Raw genomic sequence first — 12823 nt, forward strand, 5'->3', positions numbered from 1 at the left:
CGATGCACCCAATGAATTGGAGCGCGCGCGAGTCACGTGGCAAGCGCCGCTTCGTAATCAGGTGGCCAAGGTTGCCACCGTCAATTGCGAAGGGGTGACAGGATGAAGCGCGCTATTCTTAAGTCGGCGGTCAGTGCGAGCGTGTTGATGCTTGCCACCGCCGTCAATGCCGAGACGCTTGCTGGTACGGCCAGCACGCCGCCGGCCGAAGAGGCACCCGCCGAGGAGATCGTCGTCACCGGTACGATCGTCAGTGGCGAGATGAAGTCGATCGCGGCGCAGCGCGAGGCGGACAACATCGTCAGCGTGCTGAGCGCCGACGGCATCGGCCGCCTGCCCGACCGCAATGCCGCCGAGGCGGTGCAGCGCCTGCCTGGTGTCGCGATCGAGCGCGACCAGGGCGAAGGCCGCTTCGTCGCGGTGCGCGGTCTGCCTTCGCAATGGAACTCGACCCTGATCAACGGCAGCCGCCTGCCAACTGCGGAGGAAGAGACCACCAGCCGCGCGACCGCGTTCGACTTCTTTCCGTCGGAACTGATCGATCAGGTCATCGTCGCGAAGGCGATCACGCCGGACATGGAGGGCGACGCAATCGGGGGTTCGGTCAACTTCATCACCAAGACCGCGCCCGACAAGCGCACGCTCCAGCTCACCGCTGGCGGCAACTATTCGGAGAAGGCGGCCAAGGGCGGGTATCTCGCCAGTGCGCTCTATGGCGACCGGCTCGGCAAGTTCGGCTTCGTGCTCTCCGGCACCTATTTCAAGCGCCAATGGGCGACCGACAATTACGAACCGCGCCGCGGCGGCGACGGCATCGGCATCACCCGGTTGGAGCTGCGCGACTATACCGGCGTGCGCGAGACGATCGGCATCAACGGCGCAATGGAATATGCCTTTGATGATGGTGGGAAGCTCTATGCCCGCGGCATCTACGGCACGCTGATCGACGATGAGACGCACTACAAACACCGCCTCAACTTCGCCTCGAACCGGGTCGAGGTGCAGCATATCTTCAACACGCTGATCACCGAGTTGGCCGGTGGCGAGGTTGGCGGCGTCCATACGCTGGGCGACGGCGCCAAGTTCGACTGGAAGGTCGCCCGTTACGAGAATCTGTTCCGCTATGGCGATACGCCGGACGGGCGCGACAACAGCTATTTCGTGGTCCGCTTCGACCAGCGCGGTGTCGGCTATCAGGGGTTGGAGAATCGTGGCGCAGGCACGCTCGCCTACAACACGATCGACGGCGGCAGCGATCCGGCCAAGGCGATCAGCAATCATCTTCCGTCCGCGTTCCGGATGGATCCGGCGCTGACTCGCCTCGCCAATGTCGAACTCTACAAGATCCGCGTCAAGGAAACCGACCGGATCGTGCTCGAGGGCAATCTGACCGTCCCGGCTGGCGACGGGCTGACCTTCAAGACCGGCGCGAAATATCGCGACAAGCTGCGCGACGCTACCTTCGAGGACCTGTTCTTTACTTGGAATCCCGCAATGGGTCCGGTGCCGACGCTCGCGAACTTCACGCTGATGAACCAGCCGGGCCGTGGCGGTTTCCTCGACGAGCTGGCGATCGGATCGCAATATAGTGGCCAATTCTCGCAGGTCGTTTCCGAGAAGGGGCTGGTCGACTGGTATCAGGCCAATCGCGGCAACCTGCTCTTCGACGCCGCCGGTTCGGCGACCGCCGCGAATGGCGGCGCGCTTGGTCGTACCTTCCGCCTCACCGAGAAGCACCTCGCCGGCTACGCGATGGCAACCTGGGAGCCCAGCGAGTCGGTCACGCTACTCGGTGGCGTGCGGCTCGAGCATACCAAAACCACCGTCGATGGGCAGGTGCTGGTCAACGGCGCCCTTGAGCGCGAGCGCCGTTCGAACGACTATCTTGCGGTGCTGCCCTCGCTGCACCTGACCTATCGTCTGGACCGCGACACCAATATTCGCGCCGCGGTCACGCGCAGCTTCGCACGGCCCGATTTCGGTGACCTTGCCCCCGGCGGCGCGTTCAGCGAGGCCGATCTTGAGTTCGCCGGCGGCAATCCCGGCCTCAAGCCGAGCTACGCCTGGAACGCCGACCTGTTGTTCGAGCATTATTGGGGCAATGCCGGGGTGATCTCGGCGGGGGTCTTCTTCAAGCGCATCAGCGACCCGATCTACGATTCACGCCGCATCGGCACCTATCGCGGAATCGACGGCGTCGCCTTCCTGACGCCCGACAACGGCAAGGCTGGCGACCTTTACGGCTTCGAGTTCAACGTCCAGCGTCGCCTGACCTTCCTGCCCGGGCCGCTATCGAACCTTGGCGTCAACGCCAACTACACGCTGATCCGCTCCAACTTCACGCTGCCCGACGGACGCGAGGTGCGCGTGCCGCGCCAAGCGAACAACCTTGCCAACGTCGCGGTCTATTATGACGACGGCGCCTTCTCGACGCGCCTCGCGATGAACTACAAGGATGCGTTCATCGAGGAATATGGATCAAGTGCCGCGAGCGACAGCTATTATGGCGCCTATACCAGCCTCGACCTCACCGTGAACTGGAAGGTGAAGCCCTCGCTCACGCTGTTCGGCGAGGCGAGCAACCTCACCAACCAGAAGCTCCACTACTATCTCGGCAGCAAAGAGCGGCCATTGCAGGTCGAATATTACGGCCCGCGGTTCCTGCTGGGGGTAAAGGCCGCGATCTTCTGATACGAAGCGTGATCGGAAAGAAGCCGGCACGGGGCCCGTGCCGGCGCGCAGGGCGTCTTGAGATGGAAAAATTCCTGCGCGTGAACCAACCGTTCTTGTTGGTATCGAGGAATGGCCGATTTGAGTCGAAGAGATCGGGCAGCTACTCGTGTATGACCAGCTGATCGATGCCGAGGAGGATGGCTAGGCGCGACAGCGCTCAATGGTGCGGTGTCGGCGGACTGGACGACCGCGCTCGGCAATGCCGAGCTTTGCTCAACGGGACCGGCTTTTCATGGGCGATGAAATCGAACTGAAACTTGAATTGTCCCCTGCCGATGCGGCTCGAATCGTTGCTTCGAAGCTGTTCGGTGAAAAGGCAAAGGTCGCTGAGCAGGTCTCGACCTATTTCGATACCGATAAGAATTCGCTTGCGAAGGCTGGCCTTTCACTCCGCATCCGGCGCACCGGCAATATGCGCGTTCAGACGATCAAAGCCGGTGGAGGAAGTTCGGCCGGGCTCTTTGCCCGCACCGAATGGGAGCGTGCGGTGGACGATGACACCCCCGTGCTCGACCATGCGACCCCGCTGCTCACCGTCATCGGCGGCGATGCCGGCAAGGTTACGCCTCGCTTCATTGTCAAGGTCGAGCGGTGCAAATGGCTTGTCGAAGAGGATGGAACGTCAATCGAGGTCGTTCTCGATCGCGGCGCTGTCAACGCAGGCGACCGGTCGGACGCAGTCTGCGAGATCGAACTCGAACTAAAGGCGGGGAGTCCGGCGGCACTTTTCGGCCTTGCGCGCAAGATCGACGTCATCGCTCCGATACGCCTCGGCGTGCTGACCAAATCGGAACGTGGTTACCGGTTGGCAGAGCCCGACCTGACAAGCGTCAAGGCCGAGCCTCTTGCCCTGGGAGCCGATATAGGCGCCGCAGCGGCCTTCAAGCAGATCGTCCAGTCAGGCATTCGCCAATTCCGGCTCAACGAAGACCTGCTCCTTTCCAGCCGCAACCCAGATGCGGTGCACCAGGCGCGTGTAGCAATCCGCCGGATGCGGTCGGCCTTTTCAGTTTTCAGACCGATGATCGGAGACGATGGCGCGGGCCTGCGCGAGGAGCTTAAATGGCTCGCCGCAAGCTTTGGGGAGGCCCGCGACCTCGACGTGCTTCTCGAACGGGCGCCATCGGGAGCGTTACGCGATCGCATCGCTGCCGCACGCGAGAAATCCTATGACCATCTAACCTCTCCTATTCACGAGGCCGGGATTTTGGGCTGTTCTGATTGTGTTCAGCCGATAGCGGTTTGACCTGGGCGAGCGCCATCGGCGGTGTTTTTCACCGTGTCAGGAGCGATGGGCTTTTCAGGGTTGAAGGACGAGGGCTCGGGGTCTGGGCGGCGCTGCCGCGCTGGCTATGTAGGAGTTGGCCGGAAGCTGGTGGCGATGTCTTTGAACACGCTGGCATCCGGGCAGGCTGAAGCGAAGGCAATGCGGATACGCGAGGCGCTTTCGATGACGCGGGCAGCGACCTTGAGCAGCCGCAGGCGCAGGGTCGCGAACTCGGCAGCGGCCAGCGCGGTGGCCTTGGGAATGGCCTGCTGGATGCGCCACATCAGCCAGTAGGCGGCGGTGTGCAGAATGAGGCGCATCTGGTTGGCATTGGCTGAGCGGCACGAAGTGCGATCGCTGGCGAGCTGCGACTTGTGGCGCTTGATCAGGTTCTCGGCCTGGCCGCGCGCGCAGTAGAGCGTGTCGTAGATATGCTCGGCCGATCCGTCCTGAAGCGAGGTAACGACATAGCGGATGTCCATACCCAGCGTGCTGGCCTCGATCCGGGCGACGACGCGGCGCCGACACTTCCAGCTTTTGGCGCCGTAGCGGGTCTCGGCATAGTTGCGCAGGACGGGGTATTGGCGCTGAGCGCGCTTGACCGCGCAGGCATCGGCGGCCGCGACGATGACCGGATCGGCACGCAGCGCGGCGTTGGTTGGCAAGCCGAACACGTAATCGACGCGGTGCGCCTCGCAGAACGCCATGACCTCGGGCCGCCCATAGTGCCCGTCACCACGGATGGTGATGTGGGTATCGGGCCAGTGCCGGCGGATATGGCGCACCAGGCGCCGGATGTGGCCGGCAGCTTCGGCGCCCGACGGCGTCTTGCCGGTCCGCAGCAGCATCGCCACCGGGCGGCCGGTCGCAGTGTCGTAGACGTGGATCGGCAGGAAGCAGCGCTCACCGTGATGACCATTCCAGAACGACAACTGCTGGTAGCCGTGGACGACATCGCAGGTATCATCGATGTCCAGCGTCACCGCCGCCGGCGGGGCGGGATAGCTGGCGCAGTAGATGTCGATCATCGCACCCATCATCCTGGCCAACTCACGCGTGGTCGGTGCATTCTCCCACCTGCTCATCGTCGGTTGGCTCGCAAGCCCGGCACCTGATCCCGGCAACTTGCCCAGCGCCAGGCGGAAGCCTGGATCGTCGCGCAGGGCATCGAGATCATCGGCATCCTCATAGCCGCAGGCGATCGCGAACGTGCGGGCACGCAGGATGTCATCGAGGCGATGGATCACCCGCGCAGGATCGCGCGGGTCGGCAATGCAAGCCGCAAGCCGACGGCAGATCCCCATCGCGCGCTCGGCCTGCGCCAGCAGCAGCACACCGCCATCCGAGGTCAGCCGGCCACCGTCGAACGCGGCTGTGAGCTTTTTGCCGCCAATGGCTGGAAACGAAAATCCAAGCGCGTTATCCTCGCTCTCGGCGGGTGTGGCCTGTGGCATTTTTTGCCTCGCTGCAGGACTGGTCTAGACACCCATTTTCCTACTGCAAAGCAAACGCTTACGCCACTCCCGCCAACCCTTCACCCCCACCGCGGTGAATAATTCAGGCTAATCGAAACATTGGCGGATCACCGGGTCCGCATCGTGATGTTGAACCTCTCGCATTGGCTGGAACAGAGCCGCTGGACTGACGGCAATGGCGGAGAGGTCGATGGAGATGATCTGGCCCGTACCTTTGCTGCAAAGGCGCTCGCGCACCTGCGGCGCAAGGTCAAACGCCGGGGTGAGGGGCTTGCATCTGCCGACGACGAAACACGCCACGAGCTCCGCAAAGATGCGAAAAAGCTGCGCTATGCGAGTGAGTTTTTCGCTTCCCTGTTCGATCGAAAGGGCGAGGAGCGGAGGCACAGGCGCTTTGTCGTGGCGCTTGAAGAACTACAGGATCGTCTGGGGAAGCTCAACGACCTCGCTACTGTCCCGGTCCTGCTGACTAAACTTGGAATCGCCGATCAAGACGGAGCAGAGGCGTTTCTTTCCAGTGAAACAGGCAAAAAGGAAATGCTCGAGCGCGCGAAACGTGCGCATGACGAGTTGTTCGACACCAAACGCTTTTGGTGATCGCGCGGATTGCCCGTGCCTTTGGTGGCTGGGCCGACGCACAAAGGCCATGTCGAATTATGTCGCTTGGGCGCCTTCACCGCGTGCGACATACGGATGCCGGCCGGAAGGTCAGCCTAAGCGCCGCCCATGCCGGAATCGCGGATCGTTTCCATCGCGACGAAGGTGGAGGTGCTGGCGACGTGCGGCAGGCTGGAGATGCGCTCGCCCAGCACTTCGCGGTAACGGCGGATATCGGCAGTGCGGACTTTCAGGAGATAGTCGAAGCTGCTCGCGATCATGTGGCATTCCTCGACTTCGGGAATCTTCAGTACCGCGTTGCGGAAGGCGGCTAGGGCCTCCTCGCGCGTGTCGGACAGCTTCACCTCGGCAAAGGCGATATGGTCGAGGCCAAGGCGCTCAGGATCGACGATCGCGCGGAAACCGCGGATCGTGCCGTTGGCGATCAGCCGTTTCACCCGGACCTGGCACGGCGTCTTGGACAGGCCCACGCGCGCGGCGAGGTCGGTGATCGCGATACGGCCATCGGCGCGCAACACGTCGATGATCTTGCGGTCGAACGCATCCAGAATGACCGGATCGGTTGATTTCTCAGTCATATTTGCCTTCGAATGCCTCAAAATGAAGGCGAAGTGATACGCCGGTTGGCGCGCAAAAGTCCAATCGCGGTTCGCAAAGCTGATATGGTGCGGCAATCACCCCTCACGAGGTTGTCCGATGACCGCGCCCTTCGCCGATTTCGCCCCGCCGATCCGCCCGCAGACCCCGCTTCGTTCCGCGATTACGGCCGCCTATCGCCGGCCCGAGCCGGAGTGCGTGCCGCCGCTGGTCGAGCAGGCGAGCTTGCCCGAGGGCACGCGCGAGGCGGCCCGGATCACGGCATCGACGCTGATCACTGCCCTGCGTGCCAAGCACAAGGGCACCGGTGTCGAAGGGCTGGTGCAGGAATATGCGCTGTCGAGCCAGGAGGGCGTGGCGCTGATGTGCCTGGCCGAGGCGCTGCTGCGCATCCCCGACGATGCGACGCGCGACGCGCTGATCCGCGACAAGATTGCCGATGGCGACTGGAAGTCGCATATCGGCGACGGGCGCTCGCTGTTCGTCAACGCCGCGACTTGGGGCCTGGTGGTCACGGGCAAGCTGACCGGCAGCGTCAACGACGCCGGTCTCGGCGCGGCGCTGACCCGCCTGATCGCGCGGGCGGGCGAGCCGGTGATCCGCCGCGGCGTCGACATGGCGATGCGGATGATGGGCGAGCAGTTCGTGACCGGCGAGACCATCGCCGAGGCGCTCAAGCGCGCGAGGACGCTGGAGGCGCGCGGCTTCCAGTACAGCTACGACATGCTGGGCGAGGCGGCGACGACGATGGCGGACGCCGATCGCTATTATCGGGATTACGAGAATGCCGTGCGTGCGATCGGCGAGGCGTCGGCCGGGCGCGGGGTGGTCGGCGGGCCGGGCATTTCGATCAAGCTCTCGGCGCTGCATCCGCGCTATGCTCGGGCCCAAGCTGGGCGGGTTATGGACGAGCTGCTGCCCAAGGTGAAGGCGCTGGCGGTGCTCGCCAGGGGCTATGACATCGGCTTCAACATCGATGCCGAGGAAGCCGACCGGCTCGAACTGTCGCTCGACCTGCTCGAGAGCCTTGCGCTTGATCCCGACCTCAAGGGGTGGGACGGCCTCGGCTTCGTGGTGCAGGCCTATGGCAAGCGCTGTCCGTTCGTGATCGACTGGATCGTCGATCTGGCGCAGCGTGCCGACCGGCGGATCATGGTCCGGCTGGTCAAAGGCGCCTATTGGGACGCCGAGATCAAGCGCGCGCAGGTGGACGGGCTGCCCGACTTCCCGGTCTACACGCGGAAAATCTATACCGACGTCGCGTACATCGCTTGCGCGCGGAAGCTGCTGGCAAACCGCGACCGCATCTTCCCGCAGTTCGCGACGCATAATGCGCAGACGCTGGCGACGATCTACCAGATGGCGGGGCCGGACTTTTCCGTCGGCGACTATGAGTTTCAGTGCCTGCACGGCATGGGTGAGCCGCTGTACGACGAGGTGGTCGGCGCGACGAAGCTCAACCGGCCGTGCCGCATCTATGCGCCGGTGGGGACGCATGAGACGCTGCTGGCCTATCTGGTTAGGCGCTTGCTGGAGAACGGCGCGAACTCTTCCTTCGTCAACCGCATCGCCGATCCCGAAGTGTCGATCGCCGAGTTGGTCGCCGATCCGGTCGATCAGGTGCGATCGATGGACGTGGTCGGCGCCAAGCATCCGCTGATCGCGCTGCCGACCGGTCTTTATGGCGCGCGGCGCAATTCGGAAGGGCTGGACCTGTCGAACGAGAACGTGCTGGCTGAGCTCGCCGCCTCACTCAAGGTGAGCGCGGCGGCGGGTTGGGCGGCGGAGCCGGCCGACCGGATCGGCACTTCGCGTCCGGTGTACAATCCGGCGGACGGCAAGGACGTGGTCGGCACCGTGGTCGAGGTGACGCCGGAGGCGGCGCAGACTGCTGTCGCGACGGCGCAGGCGGCCGCGGCGGACTGGGCGGCGGTGGCGCCCGCCGAGCGCGCGGCGTGTCTCGATCGCGCAGCGGATATCATGCAGGATCGGATGCAGATCCTGATGGGCCTGATCATACGAGAGGCGGGCAAGTCGGCCCCCAATGCGATCGCGGAGGTGCGCGAAGCGATCGATTTCCTGCGCTACTATGCCGAACAGGCGCGCGCGATGTTGGGCGCGGCGCACAAGCCATTGGGTGCGGTGACGTGCATCAGCCCCTGGAATTTCCCGCTGGCGATCTTCACCGGACAGGTCGCGGCGGCTCTGGTGGCGGGCAACACCGTGCTGGCCAAGCCGGCCGAGGAGACGCCGCTGATTGCCGCGCAGGGCGTTTCGATCCTGCATGAGGCCGGAATTCCGGCGGCCGCGCTGCAACTGGTGCCGGGCGACGGGCGGATCGGTGCGGCACTGGTTGCCGCGCCTGGCACGCAGGCGGTGATGTTCACCGGTTCGACGGAGGTGGCGCGGATCATCCAGAAGGAGCTGGCCAAGCGTCTGACCGATGGCGGCGATCCAGTGCCCTTCATCGCCGAGACCGGCGGGCAGAATGCGATGATCGTCGACAGCTCGGCGTTGGCCGAGCAGGTGGTGGGCGACGTGATCGCCTCCGCCTTCGACAGCGCCGGCCAGCGCTGCTCGGCGTTGCGCGTGCTGTGCCTGCAGGACGATGTCGCCGACCGTATCCTGGTGATGCTCAAGGGCGCGCTTCACGAGCTTTCGATCGGGCGGACCGACAGTCTGTCGACCGATATCGGCCCGGTGATCACCGCCGAGGCCAAGGCCAATATCGAGGGGCATATCGCCCGGATGCTGGGCATGGGGCGCGGGGTCGAGCAGATCGAGCTCGCCGGCGAGACCGCGCAGGGAACGTTCGTACCGCCGACGATCATCGAGCTTCAGAGCATCGCCGATCTGGAGCGCGAGGTGTTCGGGCCGGTGCTGCATGTCGTGCGCTACAAGCGCCGCGACCTCGATCGGGTGATCGATGCCATCAACGCCACGGGTTACGGCCTGACCTTCGGCCTCCACACCCGGCTGGACGAGACGATCGCGCATGTCAGCCAGCGGGTCGAGGCGGGGAACCTCTACATCAACCGCAACATCATCGGCGCGGTGGTGGGCGTGCAGCCGTTCGGCGGGCGTGGTCTTTCGGGCACCGGGCCCAAGGCGGGCGGGCCGCTCTATCTCGGCCGGCTGGTGCAGACGGCGACGGTGCCGCCCGGCGTAGCCTCGGACACCAGTGATCCGGCACTGCGCGATTTCGCGCTGTGGCTGGGCGAGCAGGGCGAGGCCGCGCGCGCCGCGGGCGAGGCTTCCCTGCTGGGCGCCGAGGTCGAACTGCCCGGGCCGGTGGGCGAGCGCAACATCTACGCGCTGCATCCGCGCGGGAGCGTGCTGTTGCTACCGAAGACGCGCGAAGGGCTGATCGCTCAGGTGTCGGCGGCGCTGGCGACGGGGAACCGCGCGGTGATCGGCAATACCGCGCTGCGCGGCGAGCTGGCCGGGCTGCCCGAGCGGGTAGCGGCGCGGCTGAGTTGGGCGGACGACTGGCGCAAGGCCGGGCCATATGGCGGCGCACTGATCGAGGGCGATGCGGCGGCACGAAGCGCGGCGCTGGCGGAGATCGCCGCGCTGCCGGGCCCGATCGTGCTGGCGCAGGCCGGAACGCCGCGGCTCGACTGGCTGGTCGAGGAAGTCTCGACCTCGGTCAACACCACGGCGGCGGGGGGCAACGCCAGCCTGATGGCGGTGGCCTAGGATGGAGCGACATCCAGCCCATGTGGGCCGGCAAAGCGCGCTGTTCTGTGCTTCGGTGCTCAGGGACCGAGAGTCCGCTGCGCATCGATGCTCGAACATCGCAGGTTTCGGCTCCGCCTGAACTGAACGTCGACGCGTCCTAGCCGTTGGGCAGGATCAGATATTTCTCACCCGTTGCGCGCCGGTTGTAGGCGGCGATGATGTCGGGCTGGATCGCCTGATCGAGGGTGATGCGGCTGGTGTAGCTGCTGGCGAAGGTCGTGCGGATCTCCGCCGCGACCTTGGCGCGCATCCGCCCGATCTCCTCGGGACCGGCGGCCATCAGATAGGGGGTGAGCAGCCAGCCGCCGACGCCCCAGCGCATGCCGAAGCCGCGGCTGATCTCGGTCGGTGCCATGTTGAGCCCGCCATAGATATAGACCTGCTTCATCGTGCTGGAGCCGTACGGGCCGTTGGCCGGGTTGGTGCGGACTGCGGCTGCCTCCATCGCATTGAGGATCTGCCCGGTAAGCTTGCCGCCGCCGATCGCGTCGAAGGCGAGGAAGGCCTGGGTTTCCGCGATCGCCTCGATCAGCTGAGGCATGAAATCGGGTGCGCTGCTGTCGACGACATGCGTTGCGCCGAGGCTGCGGAGCAGATCGGCCTGGGCCTGGCTGCGCACGATGTTGACCAGCGGCACGTCCTCGCTTTGCGTCAGCTTGACCAGCATCTGGCCGAGATTGGAAGCGGCAGCGGTGTGGACGAGGCCGGTAAAGCCCTCGCGCCGCATCGTTCCGACCATGCTGAGCGCCGTCATCGGATTGACGAAGGAGGACGCAGCTTCCTCCGCGCTGATGCCGTCGGGGAGGGCGAAGCACTCGCGCGCGCGGAGCAGGCGGTATTGCGCGTAGAAGGCGCCGCCGGCCGCGGCGACGGTCTTGCCGATCAGCGCCTGCGCGGCGGGATCATCGCCCGCGGCGACGACCGTGCCGGCGCCCTCGTTTCCGATCGGGAGGGGCTTGCCGAGGCGCGGGGCGACCGCCCGAAGGAACGCTTCGGGGATGGCGGCGGTCGCGCCGTCAGGGGTGGCGGTGAAAGCGTTGCCGTCGGCGGCGCTGAGCAGCACGGCGACGTCCGACGGGTTGATCGGGGTCGCGTCGATCCGCACCAGCACTTCGTCGCCTGTAGGAGCGGGTACCGGGACCTCGCGGAGGGAGAGCTGGAGCTGGCCGTCCTCGGTGACGGTCGAGAAGAGCTGGCGGGCTTGTGACGGAAGGTCGGTCATCGTGGTGTTTCTCCTGATCGTGTCGAGCATACCGTCAATTCAAAAAAGTCTTCAAGCACCGTGTTGAAGCTGAATCTTCTCGCGTAGTTCCGCGCTTTACGTTAGGGTGAGCTCATGACCCGCGCTTCCGCTCCGTTCGATGTTCCCATCCCTGTCGATCCGGCGGATATCGACTTTATGGGGCATGTGAACAATGCCAGCTATTTGAAGTGGGTACAGGAAGCCGTTCTGAGCCATTGGCAGAAGCTGGCGCCGGCCGAGGAGGTGGCGAAGCATCTCTGGGTCGCGCTCAAGCATGAGATCACCTATCGCAAACCCGCCTTTCTGAACGACGAGGTCGTGGCGACCGTGCTGCTGGAGAAGGTGCAGGGCGTGAGCGCTTTCTACGAAACGGTGATCCGTCGCGGCGACGAGGTGCTGGCCGAGGTCAAGTCGCGCTGGTGCTGTGTCGATGCGCAGACCCTGCGCCCGGCACGGATCGCCGAGCATATCGTCGAGCATTTCTTCGGGAAGCGCGAGGGATAACCCTCAGACGGGCTGCTGCTGCGTCGCGCAGCGGATGCCGCTGCCCGACGCGCTCAGCGCATCGATGTTCAGCCGGACGATCTTGCGGCAGCTCACATCTGTGGCGTCTGCGAGGATTCGTGCCGGGTCACGCGCAGCGGCTCATAGCCAGCGCGGAACGCTGTTGGCGTAGTCGATATAGGCCGTGCCGAATCGATCGGCCATGTAGCGTTCCTCGCGCAGCACCACGCCGTAATGGATCGTGACGCAGAGCGGGATCAGCATCCAGAACACCACGGGCGCGTCCGCAGCGACGGCGAGCGCACAGTAGATAAGCGTCATGCCGAGGTACATCGGGTTGCGCGTGAAGCGGTAGATCCCCTGCGCGACGAATGCGGTGGTCGGCTGCCAGGGCGGAGCAGGCGTACCGGCGCGGCGGAAGCGCAGCACCGCTGCCGTGATCGCGCCACCGCCGGTGAGGATAAGGACTGCGACCACCGTCCAGCGTAGCGAGACAGGCATGTCGAGACCCTGAGTGCGCACCACCAGGAATTCGAGGGCCAGGCCGAGGATCAGGAAGCCCAGATAGATCAGCGGCGGCGGCGCGACGACACCGGCGGTGTCACGTGCGGACCGGGCGGCGGGGGGTGTGGTGTCGGTCATGCC

General features: G+C 65.0%; 10 protein-coding genes. 5 read left to right on the forward strand and 5 right to left on the reverse strand.

The window, feature by feature from the left end:
• Window positions 1–102: 102 nt before the first annotated feature.
• Both BDW16_RS19345 and BDW16_RS19350 read left to right on the forward strand, forming a co-directional pair.
• Window positions 103–2691, forward strand: coding sequence for a TonB-dependent receptor (locus BDW16_RS19345; protein ID WP_083954171.1), 2589 nt, complete (start codon window positions 103–105; stop codon window positions 2689–2691).
• Window positions 2692–2965: 274 nt separating this feature from the next.
• A complete protein-coding gene (locus tag BDW16_RS19350; protein WP_164519414.1) occupies window positions 2966–3979 on the forward strand; it encodes a CYTH and CHAD domain-containing protein in 1014 nt (337 codons plus the stop codon).
• A 104-nt stretch (window positions 3980–4083) separates the two neighbouring features.
• On the opposite strand, the gene BDW16_RS19355 is transcribed toward BDW16_RS19350, so the two are convergent.
• On the reverse strand, window positions 4084–5454 hold the full coding sequence (locus tag BDW16_RS19355) for an IS1380 family transposase (protein ID WP_066582092.1): 1371 nt from the start codon (window positions 5452–5454) through the stop codon (window positions 4084–4086).
• A 111-nt stretch (window positions 5455–5565) separates the two neighbouring features.
• On the opposite strand from BDW16_RS19355, the gene BDW16_RS19360 reads away from it, so the two are divergent.
• Window positions 5566–6072: a CHAD domain-containing protein gene (locus tag BDW16_RS19360; RefSeq protein ID WP_277600054.1), complete on the forward strand. Its 507-nt coding sequence runs from the start codon at window positions 5566–5568 to the stop codon at window positions 6070–6072.
• A 116-nt stretch (window positions 6073–6188) separates the two neighbouring features.
• Here the strand turns inward: BDW16_RS19360 and BDW16_RS19365 are convergent, their stop codons facing one another.
• The gene (locus tag BDW16_RS19365; protein WP_066580620.1) at window positions 6189–6671 is read right to left on the reverse strand and encodes an Lrp/AsnC family transcriptional regulator; all 483 of its coding nucleotides are present in this window, start codon (window positions 6669–6671) and stop codon (window positions 6189–6191) included.
• A 118-nt stretch (window positions 6672–6789) separates the two neighbouring features.
• Here BDW16_RS19365 and putA point away from each other — a divergent pair, with 118 nt between their 5' ends.
• Window positions 6790–10389 carry a trifunctional transcriptional regulator/proline dehydrogenase/L-glutamate gamma-semialdehyde dehydrogenase gene (gene putA / locus BDW16_RS19370; protein WP_066580506.1) on the forward strand — a complete coding sequence of 1200 codons (3600 nt, stop codon included), beginning with the start codon at window positions 6790–6792 and terminating at the stop codon, window positions 10387–10389.
• 139 nt (window positions 10390–10528) lie between these two features.
• Here the strand turns inward: putA and BDW16_RS19375 are convergent, their stop codons facing one another.
• Window positions 10529–11653: a zinc-binding dehydrogenase gene (locus tag BDW16_RS19375; protein WP_066580621.1), complete on the reverse strand. Its 1125-nt coding sequence runs from the start codon at window positions 11651–11653 to the stop codon at window positions 10529–10531.
• A gap of 114 nt (window positions 11654–11767) precedes the next feature.
• Between BDW16_RS19375 and BDW16_RS19380 the strand changes: the two genes are divergently transcribed.
• The gene (locus tag BDW16_RS19380; RefSeq protein WP_066580508.1) at window positions 11768–12178 is read left to right on the forward strand and encodes an acyl-CoA thioesterase; all 411 of its coding nucleotides are present in this window, start codon (window positions 11768–11770) and stop codon (window positions 12176–12178) included.
• A 3-nt stretch (window positions 12179–12181) separates the two neighbouring features.
• Here BDW16_RS19380 and BDW16_RS21750 read toward each other — a convergent pair whose 3' ends face one another.
• Together BDW16_RS21750 and BDW16_RS19385 are read right to left on the reverse strand one after the other, a co-directional pair.
• Entirely contained in the window at window positions 12182–12274 is a 93-nt protein-coding gene (locus BDW16_RS21750; protein WP_164519428.1) for an agmatine deiminase family protein, read from the reverse strand.
• Window positions 12275–12319: 45 nt separating this feature from the next.
• Entirely contained in the window at window positions 12320–12820 is a 501-nt protein-coding gene (locus BDW16_RS19385; RefSeq protein ID WP_066580510.1) for a methyltransferase family protein, read from the reverse strand.
• Window positions 12821–12823: the final 3 nt, after the last annotated feature.

The organism is Sphingomonas koreensis, assembly GCF_002797435.1.
Classification (GTDB): Bacteria; Pseudomonadota; Alphaproteobacteria; order Sphingomonadales; family Sphingomonadaceae; genus Sphingomonas; species Sphingomonas koreensis.

What these genes read in the sequence shown, in the direction of transcription:
- BDW16_RS19385 (WP_066580510.1), bottom strand. Translation starts at nt 12,820, where the DNA reads ATGACCGACACCACACCCCCCGCCGCCCGGTCCGCACGTGACACCGCC.
- BDW16_RS19375 (WP_066580621.1), bottom strand. Translation starts at nt 11,653, where the DNA reads ATGACCGACCTTCCGTCACAAGCCCGCCAGCTCTTCTCGACCGTCACC.
- BDW16_RS19345 (WP_083954171.1), top strand. Translation starts at nt 103, where the DNA reads ATGAAGCGCGCTATTCTTAAGTCGGCGGTCAGTGCGAGCGTGTTGATG.
- BDW16_RS19365 (WP_066580620.1), bottom strand. Translation starts at nt 6,671, where the DNA reads ATGACTGAGAAATCAACCGATCCGGTCATTCTGGATGCGTTCGACCGC.
- BDW16_RS19355 (WP_066582092.1), bottom strand. Translation starts at nt 5,454, where the DNA reads ATGCCACAGGCCACACCCGCCGAGAGCGAGGATAACGCGCTTGGATTT.
- BDW16_RS19380 (WP_066580508.1), top strand. Translation starts at nt 11,768, where the DNA reads ATGACCCGCGCTTCCGCTCCGTTCGATGTTCCCATCCCTGTCGATCCG.
- putA (WP_066580506.1), top strand. Translation starts at nt 6,790, where the DNA reads ATGACCGCGCCCTTCGCCGATTTCGCCCCGCCGATCCGCCCGCAGACC.
- BDW16_RS19350 (WP_164519414.1), top strand. Translation starts at nt 2,966, where the DNA reads ATGGGCGATGAAATCGAACTGAAACTTGAATTGTCCCCTGCCGATGCG.